Here is a 23002-nt window from a genome sequence, read left to right on the forward strand (position 1 = left end):
TTTGGTTATGACTGACATAGCCTCACTTTGATTGACATCGCTCAGTTATGATTAATGAAGGAATACATCATTCATGGTCACGGTAGTCGAAAACACAGATCCTAAGATCAAGCCCGTCCCAGCCGTCATTACAGAGCTGGAGCAAAAGTATGCTGGTAAATTTGTCGTACAGCACACTGTGGATGAGATTCCAACAGTCTGGGTGGCGCGTGCAGATTTATTAGACGTGCTTTTATTTTTGCGCAAACTGCCCAAGCCCTACGTCATGCTATTTGACTTGTCAGCGATAGATGAGCGTCTGCGTCAGCATCGCGCAGGGTTGCCTGACAGTGACTTTACGGTGTTTTATCACCTGATGTCGCTTGAGCGCAATAGTGATATACGTGTCAAGGTCGCACTGAGCGAAGATGACCTCAATGTCCCAAGCGCGACCAATATTTGGCCAAATGCCAACTGGTATGAGCGCGAAGTGTGGGACATGTTCGGTATTGTCTTTACAGATCATCCGCATTTGACCCGTATTTTATTGCCAAAATACTGGGAAGGTCATCCACTGCGTAAAGAATATCATGCGCGTGCGACTGAATTTACCCCGTATTTCTTGAATACCGCCAAGCAGCAATACGAGCAAGAAAACCTACGTTTTGTCCCAGAAGAGTGGGGCATGAAGCGCTCAGGTCGTGATGAAGACTTTATGTTCTTGAACATCGGTCCTAACCACCCCTCCGCTCACGGTGCGTTTCGTTTGGTACTACAGTTGGATGGCGAGGAAGTCGTCGACTGTATCCCTGATATTGGCTATCACCATCGCGGCGCAGAAAAGATGGCTGAGCGTCAAACATGGCACTCATTTATTCCTTATACCGACCGTATCGATTATTTAGGCGGTGTGATGAATGAGCTGCCTTATATCATGTCAGTCGAAAAGCTCGCTGGGATTACCGTCCCACCTCGCGCCGAGACTATCCGTGTGATGATGAGCGAGTTTTTCCGTATTACCAACAATTTGCTATACGTCGGTACATTCATTCAGGATGCAGGTGGTATGACCCCTGTATTTTATATGTTTACCGATCGCCAAAAAGCCTATGACGTCATCGAAGCCGTGACAGGCTACCGTATGCATCCGGCTTGGTTCCGTATCGGTGGTACGGCGGCTGATCTGCCACGTGGCTGGCAGCGTTTGGTGCGTGAGTTCTTAGATTGGATGCCTAAGCGCCTGGACGAGTATGTCAAAGCAGCACTACAAAACAGCGTGCTCAAAGGTCGTACCCAAGGCGTCGCTCAGTACAATGCCAAGCAAGCATTGGCTTGGGGCGTGACGGGCGCTGGTCTGCGCGCGACAGGCGTGGATTTCGATATGCGTAAAGCGCGTCCTTACATGGGCTATGAGAATTACGATTTTGCAGTGCCAGTTGGTTACAACGGTGACGCTTATGATCGCTGTATGGTCAAAGTTGAGGAGATGCGTCAGTCATTACGTATCATTCGTCAATGTATGGACAACATGCCACAAGGCCCTTATAAGGCAGATCATCCACTGGCCGTACCACCGCCGAAAGACCGTACACTGAACGATATCGAAACGCTGATTAACCACTTTATCTCCGTATCATGGGGTCCTGTAATGCCAGCGGGTGAGTGTACGACGATTGTCGAGGCGACCAAAGGTCTGAACAGTTATTATATTACCTCAGACAAAGCCACAATGAGCTATCGTACGCGTATCCGTACGCCAACGTTTGCTCATATACAGCAGATGCCATCGGTCATTAATGGCTCACTGGTTTCTGATGCCATTATGTATTTGGCATCGATTGATATTGTGATGGCGGACTGCGATCGTTAAGATTTTGATCTTTAAGGTTAAACCGCTGCTTAAAAAGTATTTGTTCATCAATATATTATTGCCTGATGGCACACCAAAATGCTGTCGCTTGTCGATATAACCACGGTTTTAAGTAGACTGATATTGGCTTGTGATAGAGCAGGATGAGTGAGGAAAGACAGAAGATTATGAAAATTGTTTCCGACAAAATGCCAAAAGTAGATGTGGAAAGCATCCTCACCACTGAGGAAATCGCTGCCATTCATGAGTTTATGCACCATTACCCACAGGCGCGTGCTGCCTCATTAGATGCGCTAAAAATTGTGCAAAAGCGCAACGGCTGGGTCGATGATGCGCAAGCAAACGCTATTGCCAACATCCTAGACATCCCGATGTCAGACATGGATGGGGTCGCCACTTTCTTTAACCGTATCTATCGCCAGCCTGTCGGTCGCCATGTGATTCTCATCTGTGACTCCGTGGCTTGTTATTTGACAGGTTATGAAGCGTTGTCAGCTGAGATCAGATCACAGCTGGGTATTGAGTATGGTCAGACAACTGCTGATGGACGTTTTACGCTATTGCCAATTTGCTGCTTGGGCAACTGTGATAAGGGGCCAGCGGTACTAATTGATGAAGACACTTACGGCCCTGTCCAGCCCTCCGAGGTCGCGCAATTATTGGAGCTATACGCATGAGTTTAACGATTTCAGAGCAGATTGCTCGTCGCGGTCAAGGCCAAGCGCCAAGCCAGCTAAATGCACAGCGTGTTCCAATTTATGGCGATAAAGCGACAGCCACTAGCGAAACCAAGCCATTGACTTGGCGTTTGGCGCATCATGATGCGGTGCTTGATTTAGCCACTTATGAGTCTCTAAAAGGCTTCACTGGTCTAAAAGAAGCGCTATCTAAATCGCCAAAAGACGTCGGCAATATGATTAAAGCCGCCAATGTCCGAGGTCGCGGCGGTGCAGGTTTTAACGCGGGTCTAAAGTGGTCGTTTATGTCGCCGCCGGACGGTTTGCCGCGTTATCTTATCTGTAATGCTGATGAAATGGAGCCGGGTACTTTTAAAGACCGTCTATTAATGGAGCGTTTACCGTTTCAGTTGATTGAAGGTATGCTTATTACCGCGCATGCGATTGGTGCCACTGACGGTTATATCTTTATCCGCGGTGAGTATATCTTGGCCGCTGAACGTTTGGTCGCTGCTATCGAAGAATGTTTGGCCAACAATCTCATGGGCGACAATATTTTAGGCTCAGATTTTAGTTTTAATCTGCATGTGCATACTGGCGCTGGACGTTATATTTGCGGTGAAGAAACCGCATTGATTAACAGCTTAGAAGGTCGCCGTGCTAACCCACGTACCAAACCCCCTTTCCCGCAAATCTCTGGTGCATGGGGCAGACCAACGGTTGTCAATAACGTTGAGACCTTATGCAATATGCCAGCCATCTTGAATCACGGCGTAGAGTGGTATCAATCACTATCCGAGATTAAAGGTAAAAGTAAAACGCCAGGCACCAAATTATTTGGCTGTTCAGGCTTGGTCAATGATCCAGGCCTCTGGGAGTTACCCTTTGGTTATACGGCTCGCGAAATCATTGAAGATTTAGCCGGTGGTATGAAAGATGGTAAAACGCTGAAGGCTTGGTTACCGGGCGGCGCCTCGACGGACTTTTTAACCGCCGATTATTTGGATGTGGTCGTAGATTTTGACACCATTCAAGAAGCGGGTAGCCGTATGGGTACTGGGCTTATCATGGTCGTCGATGAGTCGCAAGATATGGTGCCGTTACTTCGTAACCTTGAGATTTTCTTTCAACGCGAGTCGTGCGGCTGGTGTACACCGTGTCGTGATGGCTTACCGTGGGGCGTCAAATTGCTGACCGCTATCAATAACGGTGAGGGACAAGTGGGCGATGTCGAAAAACTAGAGGGCCTGACGCGTGACTTATGGATTGGCAAGACGTTTTGTGCCCATGCACCAGGTGCGATGGAACCACTAATGAGTGCGATTAAATATTTCCGTCCAGAGTTTGATCAAAAAATCGCGCAGGCGGTTGGTGTCGATGTGATTGATGCGGCAGCCAACCAACAGCCAGCAGTGAAATAAGGAGAGCGGCATGGCAGTCATACATATTGATGGAACCACTGTCGAAGTAGATAGCAGCGACAACTTACTACAAGCCTGCTTATCACTCGGCATTGATGTGCCGTATTTTTGTTATCATCCAGCCCTAGGCTCAGTAGGCTCGTGCCGTCAGTGCGCGGTCAAGCAATTCCAGAATAAAGACGATATGGAAGCAGGTCGTGGTCGTCTCGTCATGTCATGTATGGTCGCCCCTGGCGATGATATGTACATCTCCGTGACTGACGATGAAGCCAAAGCATTCCGCAAGTCGATGGTTGAGCTACTCATGACCAACCATCCACATGACTGTCCAACTTGTGAAGAAGGCGGACATTGTCATTTGCAGGACATGACTTATATGTCAGGTCATAGCCGTCGTCGCTATCGCTTTACCAAACGCACCCATCATAACCAAGAGCTTGGGCCATTTATCGCCCATGAGATGAACCGTTGCATCGCTTGCTATCGTTGTGTCCGTTTTTATAAAGACTACGCAGGCGGCGAAGATTTGGGTGTTTATGGCTCAAACAATCGCGTCTACTTTGGCCGTGATAAAGATGGTCAGTTTGAAAGCGAGTTCTCAGGCAACTTAACCGAAGTATGCCCAACGGGTGTATTTACCGATAAAACGCATTCTGAACGCTATAACCGCAAATGGGATATGCAGTACGCACCAAGCATCTGTCATGGTTGCTCAGCAGGTTGTAATATCTCACCGGGTGAGAGATATGGTGAATTGCGCCGCATCGAAAACCGCTATAACGGCGAAGTAAACCGTTACTTCTTATGTGACCGTGGTCGCTTTGGTTACGGTTATGTCAACCGCGCTGATCGTCCAACCCAAGCGCTTGAGCGCATCAATGATAAACATGTCAAAATCAATATCGACTATGCTCTTGATGAAACCATCAAACGTATCAAAGATAAAAAAGTCATTGGTATTGGCTCGCCGCGCGCCAGCCTTGAGACTAACTTTGCCCTAAAAAACCTCGTTGGCTTTGATAACTTCTCAACAGGTCTGAATCATCAGCAACAAGCACTGGTCAATAAATGCATCGAAGTGCTTAGCACGGAAGGCATTTATAACCCTAGCATGACCGATATCGAAACGCATGATGCAGTGCTCGTATTAGGTGAGGACATCACGCAAACCTCATCACGAGTGGCGCTATCAGTACGCCAAGCCGCAAAGAACGAAGGCCTAAAAATGGCGGCGGCGCTGCAAACGCAGCCTTGGCTTGCTGAACCAGTTAAGCGTATCGCGCAAGATGCATTAAGCCCAGTTTATGTCATTGATGTGACCCAAACCAAGCTAGAAGACATCAGTAAAGTGAGCGTAGTCGCGACACCTGAAGACATCACTAAACTTGGTTTTAAAGTCGCTGATGAAATTGCTAACTTCGCTGATGATTTAGCAGAAGTAGCGGACCCACAAGCGGCTGAACAAGACGCTAATGTGGATGCGATGCAAGCATTGGCTCAGCAGATCGCTTATGATTTGGTTCAAGCGGATAAGCCATTAATCATCTCTGGTACTAGCCTGTCGTCTACCGCATTAATAGAAGCGGCGGCACAGATTACTCAAGCATTAACACAAAAACGTGCTGCGATTAAAGCAACGGAACAGCAGCAAGTTGAGGCACATAATGAGCAGGTTCGCGCCGCTGAAGCACAAACAGCAACTGCTCAGCAAAGCGAAGACAAAGACTTGTCTGCTAAACCCAACAAACCGGAAACGGGCGTTGATACAGAAGCACAAGACGATGTCGAGCGTGAGCCTGCAACCAAGCTTGAGCTAAAAGAAGTGAATGATAGCTATCATGCGCAAGCCGGTATCTATCTAACGGTTCCTGATGCCAACAGCATGGGCGTTTGTATGCTTGGCGGTCAGTCAGTTGAAGAGCTGCTAGCCACTGATTACGATGTGGTTGTGGTTGCAGAAAACCAGCTAACAGATGCGATTGATGCCAATAAATTGACACAGCTACTGACTGATAAAACGGTCATTGCGTTAGATCATCAGCTGCTTGATTGGCATAAGGACGTCGATATTGTATTGCCAGCGGCTAGCTTTGCAGAAGCGGATGGCACATTGATATCAGCTGAAGGTCGTGCGCAGCGTTTCTTCCAAGTTTATGACAACGAATACTACCATCCGATGAGCAGTATTAAAGAAGGCTGGCGCTGGATACATGCTGTGCATAGCAGTATTGAAGGTCGTGATGTCGACTGGACGCAGCTAGATGATGTTATCAATGCATTGATTGCCACCCATCCTAAGCTTGCAGGTATCAAAGGCGCTGCGCCTGAAGCGGACTACCGTATGACTGGTCTGAAAATCGCGCGTCAACCGCGCCGTTACTCAGGTCGTACTGCTATGCGTGCGCCAATCTCAGTGCATGAGCCGATGCAGCCAAAAGATTTGGACACTGGTTTGACCTTCTCAATGGAAGGTTATAGCGGTAAAGAAGCACCAAGCTCGATGATTCCTTTTGCCAATGCGGCAGGTTGGAACTCCCCGCAGGCATGGAACAAATACCAAGACAAAGTCGGCGGACATCTGAAAAATGGTGATCCAGGGGTGCGTTTGTTCGATCAGCTAGAGCGTCTAGCCACTCGTCAATATGTGGCGCCAGAAGCCATGTCTTCGAATACAACTGACTTACAACAAGGCCAAGCGAAGCTAGTACCGATTCATAACATCTATGCCAGCTCAATGATGGCATCACGTAGCCCAATCGTCGCAGAGCAGCTGCCAGTTGCAGCATGGCGTATCGGTATAGATGATGCCAAAGACTGGAATATTGCTGCTGGTGATTACTTGGCGATTGAAATTGACAAGCAACAAATCACCTTGCCAGTACAGCTGGTTGGTTATTTGGCAGAAGGCTGTATCGGTTACCCAGTCGGGCAGGTGAGTATCATTCACCCATCAATGCCAGCGTCGGTACGTAAAGTAGATGCGCCAGTAACGATGATGGGTAGCATGGCTAACGATATGATGAACAATAACGACACAGCGCAAATGAACGCAGCGCCGACCACCACACAGGAGGTGTAATATGCAAGTTACCCGTATTATCCCTGATGTGCCAAGCTTTTTGGCGGGTAGCATGAGCTTTGATACTTGGTCTATTCTGTTTTTGGTGGGTCAATCGCTAGTCATCTTTTTGGTCGTGGTATTGGTTGCCGCAATGATGATTGTCTATGAGCGCCGCATGCTGGCATTATGGCAAGATCGTTATGGTCCAAACCGCGTAGGGCCTTTTGGTTCGTTGCAGTTAGTCGCTGACATGCTCAAAATCTTCTTTAAAGAAGACTGGACACCAAACTTTACTGACAAGTTTATGTTCACCTTGGCACCTGCGGTCGCGATGTTCACGGCACTGGCTTCATTTGCCATTATTCCTATCTCGCCAACACTTGGCGTGGTTGATTGGGATATTGGTATTTTGTTTTTCTTTGCCATGGCGGGTATTGCGGTATATGCCGTGATGTTCGGTGGTTGGGCATCTGCTAACAAATTCTCGCTACTCGGTGGTTTGCGCTCAGCTGCACAGACGATCAGTTACGAAGTGTTTTTAGGTTTGTCGTTGATGGGCGTTGTTGCACTAACAGGTTCATTTAACTTACGCGCTATTGTTGAGTCACAAGTCGACGGCTGGTATATCATTCCGCAGTTTTTTGGATTTTTGACCTTTGTGGTCGCGGGTGTGGCGGTTACGCACAGACATCCATTTGACCAACCAGAAGCAGAGCAAGAACTGGCTGAAGGCTATCATGTCGAATATTCGGGCATGAAGTTTGGTATGTTCTTCATTGGTGAGTATGTCAACGTTGTCTTGATTTCTGCCTTGATGACTTGCTTGTTCTTTGGCGGTTGGCTTGCGCCGTTCAATTTAGATATCCCATTTATTCCACCAGTTTTTTGGTTCATGATTAAAACGCTGTTCTTTATGACCATGTTTATTTTGGCTCGAGGCTCACTCATGCGTCCGCGTTATGATCAGGTGATGAACTTTGGCTGGAAAGTATGTCTGCCAGTAACGCTGATTAATCTATTAATCACTGCTGCGGTCATTTTGATCTTTTCCCCAACGTTATAGTCATTACTAGCCATCACTGATGAACTAGGGTAAAGCTGATAAGGATAATAATCCCATGTTTACTACCATAAAAAAGACCGTCATTGGTATATTTACCATTGTCCGCAGCATGTGGATGGTCAATAGTCATGCACTCAGACCGCGTGACACCATCCTTTATCCTGAAGAGCCGGTACCTGTGCCGCCGCGTTTTCGTGGACGTATTGTCCTTACGCGTGATCCTGATGGAGACGAGCGCTGCGTGGCTTGTAACTTGTGTGCGGTGGCATGTCCGGTAGGGTGTATCTCATTACAAAAAGCCGAGCGTGAAGATGGACGCTGGTATCCAGAGTTTTTTAGAATTAACTTCTCACGCTGTATCTTTTGTGGATTGTGTGAAGAAGCCTGTCCAACGACAGCGATTCAAATGACCCCAGATTTTGAGCTGGGTGAATATAAGCGCCAAGATTTGGTCTATGAAAAAGAGCATTTGCTCATTTCAGGACCAGGTAAATACCCTGATTATAACTATTATCGTGTGACAGGTATGGCGGTAGCAGATAAACCAAAAGGTGCAGCACAAAATGAGTCTGCACCGATTGATCTAAGGAGCTTGCTACCATGATGAATATTTTGAACCATCCTGAACTGGCTGGGTTTTATTCACTTGCAGCAGTGGCGATATTTGCCAGTCTGCGCGTCGTGACTCAGGCCAATCCAGTGCATGCTATCTTATCGATGATTGTATCGTTGCTGGCAATTGCTGGGATATTCTTTGTATTAGGAGCGCCGTTTGCAGGTGCGCTAGAGATTGTTGTTTATGCTGGTGCCATTATGGTGCTATTTGTTTTCGTTATCATGATGCTGAACTTGGGCATGAGTAATGACGAGCGCGAAGAGCGTTGGCTCGATGCTGGTACTTGGGCGATACCGACAGGATTGACGATAATCATTGCCGTTGTGCTCTATGCAATGATTGGTATGGGTCATGATGAAGCCGTTATGATGGGTGGCACGACTATCTCTGCCAAAGCAGTCGGTACGGTGCTATTTACCAAATATATCATGCTGGTTGAAATTGCAGCTTTGTTACTACTAGCGGCTTTGGTGGCGGCATATCACTTAGGTAAAGAGTCGATTGATGAAGAGATCGTCGGTCATGCGAGTCAAGACGTTCAGCCAAGTGTAGGCAGTATCAAACAATACGACAATGACAGTGCGCTTACACAGCATGATGGCGTAAAAATGGCTAAGCCCTACGAATATAAAGATGTTGACCCGCATGACTATGTTGGTATGAAGGTAGGCATGAAAACAGGTGCGAACAAAGTGACGCGCAAGGAGGCAGACTAATGGTACTAGCAGCAAGCGTGGCACAAGAGGTGTCAAACGTGCCGTTTGCCCACGAGGTGGCAGGCTTAGTACAGCCAGTTGCTGAGGCGCAAAATGTACTGGGTATGATACCCATGAGCCATGGACTGATTTTGGCAGGTATTTTATTTGCTATTGGTCTGTGCGGCGTCATGGTACGACGTAACTTCTTATTTATGCTCATGAGTCTTGAGATCATGATGAATGCGGCAGCACTAGCATTTGTCGTGGCAGGTAGTCGCTGGGTCGATCCAGACGGGCAGATTATGTTTATCTTTATTTTGACCTTGGCTGCGGCTGAAGCGTCGATTGGTCTGGCAATATTATTGCGTTTTTATCATCAGCGTGGGCATCTCGATGTCGATAGCGCCAATGAGATGAAAGGATGATGTCATGAGTTTATTACCATTAACCTTTATATTCCCGCTCATTGGCTTTTTGATTTTAGCCTTTATGCGCGACAAATTATCAGAGACGGTCGCAGCGATTGTTGGCGTGGGTAGCATGCTGTTATCAGCATTATGTACGCTAGTCGTTAGCTATACCTTTTTGACCACCAATCCAGCTGGAACGGTAATTGAAGTTCCGCTATGGACGTGGTTCCAAGTTGGCGACTTTGCGCCGCATTTCGGTTTGAGCTTTGACGGTTTGGCATTGACTATGACAGGCGTCATTACTGGGATTGGCTTTTTGATTCATCTGTTTGCCTCTTGGTATATGAAAGGCGACACTGGCTTTGCCCGTTTCTTTAGCTATATGAATTTGTTCGTGGCCAGCATGCTGTTACTGGTACTCGCAGATGATTTGTTCTTGCTATATCTTGGCTGGGAAGGCGTGGGTATCTGTTCGTACTTATTGATTGGTTATTATTACCATGACAGAGCCAACGGTCGCGCCGCGATGAAAGCCTTTACCGTCACACGTGTTGGTGATGTGTTCTTAGCCTTTGGTTTGTTCTTATTATTCCGCGAATTCGGTACGCTTAATATTCAAGAGATTATTACGCGCGCGCCAGAAGTGTTCGATGTAAATAACCCAACGATGATGCTTACCACGATGATGTTGGTCGGCGGCGCGATGGGTAAATCAGCGCAGTTGCCACTACACACATGGCTTGCTGATGCGATGGCAGGTCCAACACCCGTATCGGCATTGATTCACGCGGCAACAATGGTAACGGCTGGCGTTTATCTGATTGCCCGCTTGCATCCATTATTTGAGTTGACCCCAGGCATCTTATTATATTGGGTTGGTGGCGTCGGGGCATTGACGCTGGTCGTTGCTGGATTCTGTGCGCTCGCGCAAACAGACATCAAACGTATCCTTGCGTATTCAACCATGAGTCAAATTGGCTATATGTTCTTAGCGCTTGGCGTGGGTGCGTGGCAAGGGGCAATCTTCCATTTGATGACCCATGCTTTCTTTAAAGCATTGCTATTCTTATCATCAGGTGCGGTTATTCTTGCGGTACATCACGAGCAAGATATCTTTAAAATGGGCGGTCTGCGTAAAAAGATACCATTGGTATTTTGGTGTTATATCATTGGTGGCGGTGCGCTCGCGGCGATACCTTGGGTTACCGTTGGTTTTTATTCTAAAGAAGCGATTCTTTGGGAAACTTATGCCACAGGTCACTTAGTACTATTCTATATGGGTGTATTTGGTGCGTTCCTAACAGCAATCTATACATTCCGTATGATTTGGATCATATTCTTCGGTGAAGAAAAAACCCATGCGCACAAGCTATCAGGGGTGTCGTACTGGTTACCTTTAACGGTATTACTTGTATTGTCTACCGCTGTTGGTGCATGGATTACGCCGCCACTACAAGGTGTATTGCCAGAGAGCGTAGGTCACTTATTAGAAGTCGCGGGTCAAGACCATGCTAAGCACACCGCAGAGTATATCGCGATGGGTGCGATGGTGGCCGGTTTGATATTGGCAGCACTATTATATGTCGTCAATAAAGGTCGCATGCTCATGAGCTTTAAGCGCTCACGTATTGGCGGGGCGCTATATCATTGGTGCTATCACGGTCTAGGTTTTGATGCGCTATACGATATAATTTTTGTAAAACCCTTTTTGTTCATCGGCCGCTTATTAAAAGCCGACCCTATCGATAAAACGTGGCTATTCTTGCCTAAGCTGGCTTCGGCAGGTAATAAAGTATTGTCTGCGACGCAAACAGGGTCTCTTCGAGGTTATGCCACAAGCTTTGGCTTGGGTATGGCTGTATTGCTGGTGCTGGTAATGATAACGGTGGTGTAAAGATGATGGAGTTACAACAAACGTGGATGCTACCAGCATTAATCGCAATTCCTTTTATTGCAGGATTGCTATGCTGGTTGGTGGAGCGATTTAATAAACGTCTGCCGCGCTGGATTGCCTTGATCGGTATGATGTTGACCTTTGCTTTGTCATTAATACTTTGGCAGCAGGGTGATTTTAGCGGTATGAGTAAGCAGGTCATCGCGCCAGATGCTGCCGTGCCTTGGGTCGCAGAATTTAGTGTGCCGTGGATACCGAGCTTTGGTATTAGCTTTCACTTGGCGCTAGATGGTTTGTCACTGATGATGGTAGCCTTAACAGGTTTGCTTGGTGTGGCAGCTGTTGCCTGTTCGTGGAATGAGATTCAGCGCCGCGTTGGCTTTTTCCACCTAAACTTGCTATGGAGTTTGGGCGGCGTTATCGGGGTTTTCTTAGCGATTGATCTGTTCTTATTCTTCTTCTTTTGGGAGATGATGCTGGTTCCTATCTATTTCTTGATCGCGCTTTGGGGTCATGATGTGGTTGGCAAAACCAAAGAATATGCCGCAACCAAATTCTTTATCTATACCCAAGCGTCTGGGCTTATCATGCTCATCGGTATTTTGGTATTGGTCATTATCAGCTACGCCCAAACTGGGGTGGTCAGCTTTAACTATAATGACTTACTCGGTACGTCACTTGGCGGCTGGGAATATCCCATCATGCTGTGCTTCTTCATTGGTTTTGCGGTGAAGTTGCCTATTGTACCTTTTCATGGCTGGTTGCCAGATGCGCATGCGCAGGCACCAACGGCAGGTTCGGTGGATTTGGCAGGTGTGCTCATTAAAACTGCCGCCTATGGTTTGATTCGTTTTGTGTTGCCGTTATTCCCAGTAGCGTCACAAGAGTTTGCACCGATTGCCATTACCTTGGGGACGATTGGTATCTTCTACGGTGCTTGGCTCGCGTTTATGCAGACCGACATGAAGCGTTTGCTAGCGTATACCAGTATCTCGCATATGGGCTTTGTGGTATTAGCAATCTATGCTGGAACATTGCTCAGCTTACAAGGTCTGATGATTCAGATGCTTGCGCACGGGCTTAGCTCAGCCGCACTATTTATCATGGCAGGGCAGCTATATGAGCGTCTGCATACACGTGATTTGACCTTGATGGGTGGTATGTGGGGACAGTTCCGTTACTACGCACCGATATTGATGTTCTTCTGTGCGGCGTTGCTTGGTATTCCAGGTACAGGTAACTTCATTGGCGAGTTTATGATTTTATTTGGCTCCTTTGCTCAGTATCCTGTGTTTGTGGTATTTGCGACATTCAGCTTGGTGCTTGCAGGTCTATACTCGCTTATTTTGATTTATCGCGCGTTATTTGGTGAAAACAACATCGCTGCATTGGCAGAGCGAGAGACTAAGTCACATGGTTTGCCTGCACGTAGATTAAAAGATTTGGGCAAGCGCGAGCTGTCATTACTATTGATGTTAGCGGCTGGTTTGGTCTGGCTCGGATTATATCCACAGCCGTTCCTTGATACCTCAAGTCACGCGATGCAGTGGATCAACAATGCATATATATACAGTCAAGTGACACAGGTAGATGCGTCGCAACTGCTTGATGTAATGGAGGCACGTTAAGTCATGAATGAGATTACAATGAATGATTTGATAGGGCTTGTGCCTTACGCACCGATTATCGCCGTAGTGATTACGGTACTCGTGGTGATGATTGCCATCACTATCAAGCGCTCGCATATGGTCACTGGTACAATCACCGTAGTCGGTTTGAATATTGCTCTGGTTACGTTACTTGGGCAAATGACGGGCTTTATTGAAAGCGGTGCTATTGCGCCAAATGCTGAGCAGTTATTTGTGATTGATAACTTTGCACAGTTCAATATGGTGATAGTTCTAGTTTGTGCCTTGGCGTGTTGTACGCTATCGTATGCGTATCTGGCCGATCTAAAAGACAATAAAGAAGAGCTATACTTGCTCATGCTGCTATCGACCATTGGTGCATTACTCATGGTAAGCGCGCAGCATATGGCATCATTCTTTATGAGTCTTGAGATGCTGTCAGTGCCTTTATATGGTTTGCTCGCTTATACTTATATGCGTAACCGCTCGCTTGAGTCAGGACTAAAATATCTAGTACTGTCGGCGACAGCGTCAGCGACTTTACTCATGGGTATGGCCTTTATTTATGCAGAGGTTGGCTCGTTGGCATTTAAGCCAATCAGCATGGTATTGGGCAATATTTTTGAATCGCCACTACTGATATTGGGTGCGGCGATGATGATGTTTGGTATCGCCTTTAAGCTTTCTGCAGCTCCCTTTCATATGTGGACACCAGATGTTTATGAAGGCGCGCCTGTCCCTATCGCGACCTTTTTGGCGTCTGTCTCAAAAGTTGCCATGATGGCGCTAGCGGTTCGATTCTTAATCGATACCTCTTTATTGGCATTGCCATCGGTGCAAATGTTATTAATGGTGATGGCAACCTTGTCTATCTTGGTAGGTAACTTGTTAGCTGTGCGTCAGACCAGCCTCAAACGTCTATTGGGTTATTCATCCATTGCCCATATGGGTTATGTGATGATCGTCATCGTCAGTATTGGCGCTGCTGCTGATAGCATTTCTAGTATGTATATGGCGGTGTATGCCTTTACGTCTATCGGTGCCTTTGGTGTGGTGACATTGATGTCGAGTCCATATCGCCTATCTGGTGAGGCCGATGAGCTGACACATTATCAAGGGCTATTCTGGCGTCGTCCAGTATTGACGGCAGTGATGACTATCATGATGTTATCACTGGCTGGTATTCCATTGACCGCAGGCTTTATCACCAAACTATTTGCGATATTGGCTGCTGTACAAGGAACCAACTGGTTCTTAGCTGCGATGATTATCCTAGGTAGTGCGATTGGTCTATTCTACTACTTGCGCGTGTTACTCACACTGTTCAAGCGTCCTAAGCAGTTCATCGAGTTTGACGTGTCCGGACAATGGGGTATTCGTACCGGCGGTATTATGGTTATTGCGGTGACGGCCATTATCCTGTTCTTTGGTATTTTGCCAAATAGTATGATCGAATGGGCAAGCTTGGCTCGTATTTGGTAGATTCAATGATTTATGCGATAAGATAAGCCATTTGTTGCTTATCTGTTGTTACGGTTAAAAAACCAAGATGCGCCCGCTTTATGATAAGCTTGGCGCATCTTTTTTTGCTTAATTTTTGTCTTTGGCAAACTTATCTTATAAAAATACCATTTAATAAAATATGAGTGATGAACAGTTATGAGTGATAATATTCAAACGGTAACGGTGCTCAGCAAAACCACATGGACGCCAAATTTATTTAGCTTTACCGTCAGCCGTCCTGATAGTTTTAAGTTTACTGCCGGACAGTTTGTGCGCTTGGGTGTCAATCCGAGTCAATTAAAATATTACCAACAGGTTAAGGCAAGTGATGAAGTCTCTAATGAAGCATTGAATGAAGATATCTTTCGAGCGTATTCGATTGTGTCTTCGCCCTTTGATGAGGTACTAGAGTTTTTTTCTATTGTTATTCCTGACGGTGCTTTTACCTCACAGTTGCAGCATCTACAAGTGGGCGATGAGCTATTACTTAATACCATGCCATTTGGGTTTTTGACCTTGGCGCGTTACCAAAAACCCCTGCCTAAGGACTTGTGGCTGCTTGCCACAGGCACTGGTCTTGCACCATTTTTATCGATGCTACAAGACCTAAAGACATGGGAAGATTACGAGCATATCGTGCTAGCCTATAGCGCACGCTCGACGGATGAGCTTGCGTACGTTGAGCAAATCGAGCGCTTGCAAGACGATTTTGGCTCGCTGGTTGATAATCCTGCAAAGCTGATTTTCATTCCTATCGTCACCCGTGAGTCTGTCGACGGCGCGTTATCAGAGCGACTACCAAAGCTGTTATTAGAAGGCACGTTGCAAGCGCGCGCGGGTATCGATTTGGATGTCGATACGACGCATGTCATGCTATGTGGTAACCCAGATATGGTGGATGATACCAAAGAGGCATTGAAGACACTAGGATTGGTGATGAATCGCCGAGGTGAGGGTAATATCGCTGTTGAGAACTATTGGTAGGGGCAGCTGACGATTGTCTTATTTAATAAAAAACGCTACATCTATCAGGCTAATAACCTGTGAGATGTAGCGTTTTTTTGGAGACATCGTTTATGGATCGTTATTCTTGGCTGGGTTCGGTGGCATCGTCTACAGGGTTGATGGGGCCTTGCATCAATTGCGGCTCATCATCGTCGCTAATGATATCTTCGTTATTGCTTGAGGCCAATAAGTCACGATAGTTAATCTGCGCCTTCAAAACCATTTGCTCTTCTTCAAGCTTTCCATAGTTGACCTGTACTTTATACAACGTACTCATGATCTTTTTGTTGTTTTTTAGCCAGCGGTTAATATCGAGGTAAATCACTTCGTCTTTTGGGCGAGCAATATTGACGTAGGAGAGAATAAAGCCCAATGGGTCTTTTTTAAGGACGCTATGATAAAACCAAATAGCAAGCTTGATCCCTTGGCGCTTAACAAAAGACTCGCAGCGTAGATTTAATATATCGGTATACGTCTGCTGACCAAACACAAAACGTTGGACATTACGATCTAGCTGCACATGGACCAAACTAAAATTACTGGCCACTTCAGCGTAAATACCGCCAGCATTAACCGTGCAGTATAAGCGAAACCAATCATCATGCATTTCAACGCGCAGCTCTAGTATGGCTTTTACATTATCCGTTACAAAGCTTTGTAGCGCCTCGTTGACGTATTTTTGTGCGACTGGTAGGGATATCTCATCTTCGAGTTTGTCTGTCGTTTTATGATAGATGTCTTTAACCGATTGAGCGATACGCTCCCAACCACTATCAAGTGACTCGTCAAAACGATAGCCGATGTTCTCAAAGAGCTCGTCAAAACTGTCTGAATTATTCACGTTATCAAAGTCGCTCAAACTTATTATCCTTATAATTATAGGGCTTAGCACTACCATTCTAAAACAGTATATAACAAATACCGTGGCTTCAAAATGGACACATGCGTTTTATGACAATTCATTTGATATCATAAAGACGATACCTGTTTTATAACATTTTTAGTGATAGAGATTTGTTTTAAGTAGATGAAAGGTTGTAAACAATGACTGATTAGCGCCATCTCTCGACACTATCGGTTGGGCTAGCGACTTAATTCTATGTCATGTTATGATAGCGCCGACATATATCGTGCATATCACTACATGCTCATTTATAAACCATACCCTTACCTATCAGCTGAGACCCATTGTGGCCTATATCAAAGACTCACAGAGCTACCATTTTTCGGCGCAGCCTCCCAAGCGTGATGTGAGCTTACCTGTAGCGATTGTCATTGCGGTCGCCATACACGTATTGATTATTTTTGGCATCAGCTTTTCGATGGGTAAAGACCCGGCTGCCATGATGCAGGATGTGGCAAAGGCGCTCACCGATAATATGCAGCCAAACGAAGACGCGCATTTTATTGCCAACGCCTCACAAGAAGGCGGCGGCACCATAGAGGAGCGACTAAGACAAGAGAATGACCAAATGAGTCCATTGTCTGCTGAGCAAATGAGCGAGACACAAGACGTCATCAATCTACAGCGCCAAGTTCGACAGCAGCGCTACCAAGAGAGCTATCTGCGCACCACGTTAAGCTGGCGTCAGGCGAGCGTAGAGTCGGATAATGATAGCAAACAAGCACAAGATGACATCATGGCACAAGAAGCGCGTCTGCGTAAGCAAATCGCTACTTTAGAAGCGCAATTGTCTCAACGTCAGCAAGTCTATGCGACCAAATCCAAAGTGGTCACTATGGATAGTAACTCGACCACGCGCGGGGCAGCAGCTGACTATATCAATACCTTCCGTGAGCATGTCGAGCGTGTCGGCAATCTGCATTATCCTGTGCAAGCACGGGCGCAAGGCATTACGGGTGAAGTGCGGCTCATGGTCATTATTAGTAATAATGGCAATATCAAAGCCATTCGTCTGCTAGAAAGCTCAAATTCGACGATACTGGATGAGGCCGCAAAACAGTCAGTACGACAAGCAGCACCTTTTGGACAATTTACCAAAGAGATGAGTGATATTGTCGAGTTACGACTGATACGTACTTATCGCTATAGCGACGAAGTGGATGTCACCTACTGACGCCACAAAACGAAAACTACAAAACTAAAGCGATAAAAAATCAGTGACACGATAAATAAACATAGAATATCAACGAATACGTCATAATATTTGACGACAATAATTAAGATTAATCGGCAATTAAGATTAATCGACACCCAAATTTATAACACACCGCTATCGAGTAAAGAGTTAGTATGGAATTTTTAGGTTTTACAGTAGATGTTGCAACGCTCACCAGCAATGCATTAGAGATAGTCATCAAGGTGGCTTTGGCAATACTTATATTTATCGTTGGGCGCTGGCTTGCCAAAAAAGCCGTCGACTTTTTTGGCCGTCTCATGGCGCGTAGTCATTTAGATGAAACAGTCTCTGGCTTTTTAAGCCGTCTGTTGTATGGCGTGCTATTGGTTGTCGTAGTCTTAGCCGCACTTAGCAAAGTTGGCGTACAGACCACCTCGGTCGTTGCTATCTTGGGCGGTGCCGCGGTTGCAGTTGGTTTGTCACTAAAGGATCAATTATCAAATTTTGCCGCTGGCATTATGATCGTGACTTTTCGCCCATTTGTACGCGGTGATTATGTGCAAATCAGCAGCTATACGGGTACAGTGACCGAGATTACCTTGGTCAACACGCATCTAACGACCATTAACAATCATGACATCATTATTCCTAACAGCGACATCACAACCTCAGCGGTGGTCAACTATACAGCACTACCCAATCGCCGCGTCGATATCACCGTGGGCATTGGCTATGATGCAGATATCAAAACGGCCAAAGATCTGATGCTGAGCCTCGCCAGAAATAACCCGTTGTCTTTCACCGATCCTGAGCCTATTGTACGAGTGACCAATCTTGGTGACAATTCAGTTGATTTGACATTGAACGTGTGGACAACCAATGCTGACTGGTGGACCATGCAGTGCCAGTTGCTTGAGCAGTTCAAACACGCATTGGATGATGAGAATATTGAGATTCCATTCCCGCAGCGCAGTATCCATGTCAAAGGCTTGGATCAAATGATCAATCAAATGGGTCAAGCACAAAAGCTGCCGACCACTAAAGATTGATTAAGACCGAATCAAAGATAAGGGTTTGGTAGGTTTAGGCCTGCCAAAATCTCAATCTCAAAGCGCTCCATCTCATCTTGCTCGGCCTCTCCGAGCTCATGATCAAAACCCAGTAGGTGCAGCACGCCATGTATCAGTAAATGACTGATGTGCTGTGCCACGGTTTTGTCTTGCTCTTGTGCCTCACGTACCATGACCTCATGACAGATAATAAGCTCACCAAGAGACAGTGTTGGCATTAGTCCGATGATGGCGACAGGCAACTCACTTGGATAAGACAAAATATTGGTCGCATAGTCCTTACCGCGTGCCTCTAAATTGAGGGCTTGGCCTTCGATTTCATCTGTAATATATATATCCAAGGTTTTAGGTTTTTCTTGCCACAGCTCAGAACCGATATCTGCAAAGTAGGGTAGTGTCAGACCTTCATTGATGCGCGCGTTCATATAATCTAAAGTTGCCATCATGACAGATAATAGATACTTACGATCATAAAACGTATCAAGCGTCTCATCATCGATACTATCGGCTGCATTAATATCCAGTGCTACCAAGCTGTCATCATCATTAGTGGTACTATGATCTTGGTGGCTATTATTACTGTCAAATTGGTTCATATCGGTGTCCTGTTTTATTATAAATGGGCGTGTTTAGTTGGCTATACTCAATCTAGACCATGCCTCACCCAAGTAATGCTAAACCTAAGCAATCTCTGTCAAGAAAAAACCGGACTACTTTAGTAATCCGGTTTTTCTATGCAATATAAATCTTTATAGTAAATTGTTCTAGCGTTATTATAGTTGATCCAATTTAAGAGCGGTACAAGGCAACCGAGTGCAGATGTATATGTCATACTTCAAGCGAGGTTAACGCTATAACGCTTTTATAGTGGATTGACTATATTATAGTTTGGCAGCAGCATTAGCCACAGCTTGTCTACGTTCTTGTTCTTTGATACGTTCAAACTTACGTTTTTCTTCTAGAGCCATTTGCGCTTCATCGTACACGTCATACGCTTCAACGATTTGTTGTACCAACTGATGGCGTACCACGTCTTTTGAATCAAATTTGGTGATATGAATTTCTTCGATGTCTTTCAAGATATCCATCGCCTGCGCGAGACCTGACTTATGACCGCGCGGCAAATCGACCTGCGTGATGTCACCAGTAATCACAGCCCGTGAGCCAAAGCCCAAACGTGTCAAAAACATTTTCATCTGTTCAGGCGTGGTGTTCTGTGCTTCATCCAAAATGACAAAGGAGTTATTGAGCGTACGACCACGCATATACGCAAGCGGGGCGATTTCGATGATTTGTTTTTCGATCATCTTGCCAACTTTCTCAAAACCTATCATCTCATAGAGCGCGTCATACAATGGACGCAAGTAAGGGTCAATTTTTTGCGTCAAATCACCAGGCAAGAAGCCTAGTTTTTCGCCAGCTTCTACGGCTGGACGTACGAGCAAGATACGCTCAATCTCGTTACGCTCTAGCATATCGACTGCACAAGCGACCGCAAGATAGGTTTTACCAGTACCAGCAGGGCCAATACCAAACGACACATCAGAGCTTAAGACGTTTTTTACATAGCGCTGCTGGTTGCCACCGCGCGGTATGATGCGACCTTTGCGCGTACGCAGACTGACGGGCGTAAACTCATTAGCCTCATCTGATTCTGCATCCTCAATATCATCATCCTGCTCATCGTCGTCCATATCCTCATCACGCGAGATGCTAGATTGAATAATCAGATGCAGCTCTTCTGCGCTGATATCTTTGGTGTTTTGGGCTTCATCGACCATCTTATAGATGATACGTTCACCGCGCTCGACAGCGGTCACATCGCCACTTAAGCAAAAATCGCCTTGGCGTTGCATGATTTTGATATCGAGGCGTTCTTGGATGTATTTCATGTGGTTGTTATATTCGCCAAGCACGGTTTTGAGCTGTGCTGGCGTTAGGGATTCGAACTTTATACGGCGGCTCATGGTATCAGTCAAGCGATTATCCTTGTATTGTATGCCCGGCGCTGTGATTTCATTTTGATAGCGTCACGGGTTTCAGAGATAAAGTAGTTAGTAGCGTTATATGGGTGTTGAGTAGTTATAGTAAATACTAAAAATAACGGTAATATTATTGTTGGTTTTGTGGAAGATAATAAATAAAAGTCTTGCCTTCATTATGGTAGAGAATTTTTAAAATTCAAGCGATACATTGAGCATATAGCGTTGTTTTTGTATGTCGATTGCAATCAACATACAGGCCTACTCCAAATCGAGTCAACAGCATGTCTATTAAGTTCATTTATCAGTTAGATAACATCATCAGGGAAAAGTAACGCTCGCATTGAGATATTGATAAGTTGAGTTTTTACCGATATAAACCTTCTTGCGATGAGGATGGACGAACGATTTGTCTACGGTTAAGAGCGCAGCATGATAGGCAATTTGTGGTAATCTATGAGCGATATTACAGCACTTTACGATTGAGTCAGAAGCGGCCTTTACCAGATAAAGGCTATCCAATAAAACGACTATCAATCGCTAAAGACGTGTCTGCCCAACAATTATAATAGGAACAACAACGATGCAAGAGACAGGTTCACCTTTATCCAATTCTAAAAGCCTACCTGAAAGAAGAGAAGCAATCACCGACCAGCAAGTGCTTATCGTCGGTGGCGGTCATGTCGGTTTGTCTTTTGCCTTACTACTGGCGCATCACGGCATTGCTAGCACGCTATTAGAAAAAAACCGTTATCCAACCATCAGTCCGACCGATGACCGTACGCGCAGTCATTATTTGGACAGTCGTAATACAGCGTTATCTCGGCGTACGGTACAGATCTATCAAGAGATTGGATTGTGGGATGAATTGCAAAGCCATGCGTGCCGAATTGATAGCGTGCAGATTAGCGAGCAAGGTAGCTTTGGTCGCGCACAGCTCAACAAAGCCGAGGAGAAAGTAGAGTCTTTTGGACAAGTCATTGAAAACGCGTGGCTCGGGCGTAAGCTTTTATTAGCCGCGCAGCAGTCGCCACTTATTACCTTGATTGATAATGCCAGTGTCAACGCCGTTGCCCAACAAGCGGATGGCGTGATGCTGAGCTTTAGCAACGATGACGCAGCAGAAAACGAGCAACAGCTACAAGCCAGCGTGTTAGTCGCTTGTGATGGGCGCGATTCTACGGTACGTCAGTTGTTAAATATCGGCACCACAACCTATGACTATCAGCAAACCGCTATCGTTGGTGTGGTAGAGACCGATAGACCGCATGAGCATGTCGCCATTGAGCGCTTTAGTCCAGCAGGGCCGCTAGCTGTGCTGCCACTGACAGATCCAGAGGGCGACGGCAATGATAAATATCAACACGGTTATAGACGATCTGTGGTTTGGGTCTGTCCAACAGGTGAAGAAACCAAATATCTAGAAGACGACGCGCATTTCTTGCAGACGCTACAGCAAGCGTTTGGACAACGCGCTGGCAAATTCGTTGCTGCTGGTCGCCGCGGCGCGTATCCGTTATCGCGTGTGCTAGCAGATAAGCAGGTCGAGGGTCGCTGCGTTATCATGGGCAATGCCGCTCATACTTTGCATCCTGTCGCGGGTCAAGGCTTTAATCTTTGTATGCGAGATGCTCATGTATTGGCGCAAATGATGAGCGCACAAGTGCTCAAAGGCGAGGACATCGGTAATGCACAACTACTAAAGCGCTATGAAAAAGCGCGTCAAACGGATCAAAAGCGGGTGATTCGATTCTGTGATGCCGTGGTACATGGCTTCACGCATCCTAATCCCGCCATTAAGTTTGTACGTAATATGGCATTACTGGCCTTTGATAAATTGCCAAACATTAAGCCATTGGTGGCAACCTACGCGATGGGTTTAAAGTCATAGCGCTATAGTTAATCCTCTTTAAAAGAGTGACAGCGTTAACCTCGCTTGCAGTATTGCCTATACATCTGCACTCGGTTGCCTTGTCTCTCTTTTAAACTGAATCAACTATATGTAATTGAGATTGATAATAAGTATTCTAATATTGAGCAATAT

18 protein-coding genes are annotated in these 23002 nt (G+C 46.0%); 15 read left to right on the forward strand and 3 right to left on the reverse strand.

All coding sequences use genetic code 11. The annotated features are described in order from the left end of the window. The first annotated feature begins 73 nt into the window (after nt 1–73). The 12 genes from nuoC to HL061_RS11980 all read left to right on the forward strand — a co-directional run bounded on the left by nuoC (nt 74) and on the right by HL061_RS11980 (nt 15804). Complete coding sequence (nuoC, locus tag HL061_RS11925) at nt 74–1849, forward strand: NADH-quinone oxidoreductase subunit C/D (protein WP_071003280.1); 1776 nt, start codon at nt 74–76, stop codon at nt 1847–1849. Nucleotides 1850–2016: 167 nt separating this feature from the next. Then, the gene (gene nuoE, locus HL061_RS11930) at nt 2017–2526 is read left to right on the forward strand and encodes an NADH-quinone oxidoreductase subunit NuoE (protein ID WP_058024550.1); all 510 of its coding nucleotides are present in this window, start codon (nt 2017–2019) and stop codon (nt 2524–2526) included. Next, complete coding sequence (gene nuoF / locus HL061_RS11935; RefSeq protein WP_071003281.1) at nt 2523–3947, forward strand: NADH-quinone oxidoreductase subunit NuoF; 1425 nt, start codon at nt 2523–2525, stop codon at nt 3945–3947. The genes nuoE and nuoF overlap by 4 nt, the downstream gene beginning before the upstream one ends. Before the next feature lie 10 nt (nt 3948–3957). Then, on the forward strand, nt 3958–7026 hold the full coding sequence (nuoG, locus tag HL061_RS11940; RefSeq protein WP_252962857.1) for an NADH-quinone oxidoreductase subunit NuoG: 3069 nt from the start codon (nt 3958–3960) through the stop codon (nt 7024–7026). 52 nt (nt 7027–7078) lie between these two features. Further along, nucleotides 7079–8071 carry an NADH-quinone oxidoreductase subunit NuoH gene (gene nuoH / locus HL061_RS11945; RefSeq protein ID WP_186475404.1) on the forward strand — a complete coding sequence of 331 codons (993 nt, stop codon included), beginning with the start codon at nt 7079–7081 and terminating at the stop codon, nt 8069–8071. Between the two features lie 55 nt (nt 8072–8126). Continuing rightward, nucleotides 8127–8675: an NADH-quinone oxidoreductase subunit NuoI gene (nuoI, locus tag HL061_RS11950; RefSeq protein WP_010198902.1), complete on the forward strand. Its 549-nt coding sequence runs from the start codon at nt 8127–8129 to the stop codon at nt 8673–8675. Further along, entirely contained in the window at nt 8672–9403 is a 732-nt protein-coding gene (gene nuoJ, locus HL061_RS11955; RefSeq protein WP_240365339.1) for an NADH-quinone oxidoreductase subunit J, read from the forward strand. Before nuoI ends, nuoJ begins: the two co-directional genes overlap by 4 nt. A 98-nt stretch (nt 9404–9501) precedes the next feature. Then, complete coding sequence (gene nuoK / locus HL061_RS11960) at nt 9502–9810, forward strand: NADH-quinone oxidoreductase subunit NuoK (RefSeq protein WP_025653102.1); 309 nt, start codon at nt 9502–9504, stop codon at nt 9808–9810. Between the two features lie 4 nt (nt 9811–9814). Further along, nucleotides 9815–11689 (forward strand): NADH-quinone oxidoreductase subunit L, encoded by a 1875-nt coding sequence (gene nuoL, locus HL061_RS11965; RefSeq protein WP_240365338.1) that lies wholly within the window; start codon nt 9815–9817, stop codon nt 11687–11689. 5 nt (nt 11690–11694) lie between these two features. Beyond that, nucleotides 11695–13317, forward strand: a complete 1623-nt coding sequence (gene nuoM, locus HL061_RS11970) for an NADH-quinone oxidoreductase subunit M (RefSeq protein ID WP_197496796.1) — start codon at nt 11695–11697, stop codon at nt 13315–13317. Nucleotides 13318–13320: 3 nt separating this feature from the next. Further along, the gene (gene nuoN, locus HL061_RS11975) at nt 13321–14799 is read left to right on the forward strand and encodes an NADH-quinone oxidoreductase subunit NuoN (protein ID WP_071003293.1); all 1479 of its coding nucleotides are present in this window, start codon (nt 13321–13323) and stop codon (nt 14797–14799) included. A 177-nt stretch (nt 14800–14976) separates the two neighbouring features. Beyond that, nucleotides 14977–15804: a ferredoxin--NADP reductase gene (locus HL061_RS11980; RefSeq protein WP_058024558.1), complete on the forward strand. Its 828-nt coding sequence runs from the start codon at nt 14977–14979 to the stop codon at nt 15802–15804. Nucleotides 15805–15904: 100 nt separating this feature from the next. Here HL061_RS11980 and HL061_RS11985 read toward each other — a convergent pair whose 3' ends face one another. Beyond that, a complete protein-coding gene (locus HL061_RS11985) occupies nt 15905–16684 on the reverse strand; it encodes a hypothetical protein (protein WP_227517150.1) in 780 nt (259 codons plus the stop codon). 331 nt (nt 16685–17015) lie between these two features. On the opposite strand from HL061_RS11985, the gene HL061_RS11990 reads away from it, so the two are divergent. Further along, nucleotides 17016–17903 (forward strand): energy transducer TonB, encoded by an 888-nt coding sequence (locus HL061_RS11990; RefSeq protein ID WP_227517151.1) that lies wholly within the window; start codon nt 17016–17018, stop codon nt 17901–17903. Between the two features lie 176 nt (nt 17904–18079). Next, complete coding sequence (locus HL061_RS11995; RefSeq protein WP_071003298.1) at nt 18080–18955, forward strand: mechanosensitive ion channel domain-containing protein; 876 nt, start codon at nt 18080–18082, stop codon at nt 18953–18955. An 11-nt stretch (nt 18956–18966) separates the two neighbouring features. On the opposite strand, the gene ybeY is transcribed toward HL061_RS11995, so the two are convergent. Together ybeY and HL061_RS12005 are read right to left on the reverse strand one after the other, a co-directional pair. Next, entirely contained in the window at nt 18967–19572 is a 606-nt protein-coding gene (gene ybeY, locus HL061_RS12000; RefSeq protein ID WP_186474905.1) for an rRNA maturation RNase YbeY, read from the reverse strand. Nucleotides 19573–19857: 285 nt separating this feature from the next. Continuing rightward, nucleotides 19858–20943, reverse strand: coding sequence for a PhoH family protein (locus tag HL061_RS12005; protein ID WP_252963005.1), 1086 nt, complete (start codon nt 20941–20943; stop codon nt 19858–19860). A 598-nt stretch (nt 20944–21541) separates the two neighbouring features. Between HL061_RS12005 and HL061_RS12010 the strand changes: the two genes are divergently transcribed. After that, entirely contained in the window at nt 21542–22849 is a 1308-nt protein-coding gene (locus HL061_RS12010) for a UbiH/UbiF/VisC/COQ6 family ubiquinone biosynthesis hydroxylase (protein WP_186474904.1), read from the forward strand. The last annotated feature ends 153 nt before the right edge of the window (nt 22850–23002 follow it).

Source organism: Psychrobacter sp. PSP (assembly GCF_024085615.1).
Classification (GTDB): Bacteria; Pseudomonadota; Gammaproteobacteria; order Pseudomonadales; family Moraxellaceae; genus Psychrobacter; species Psychrobacter pacificensis.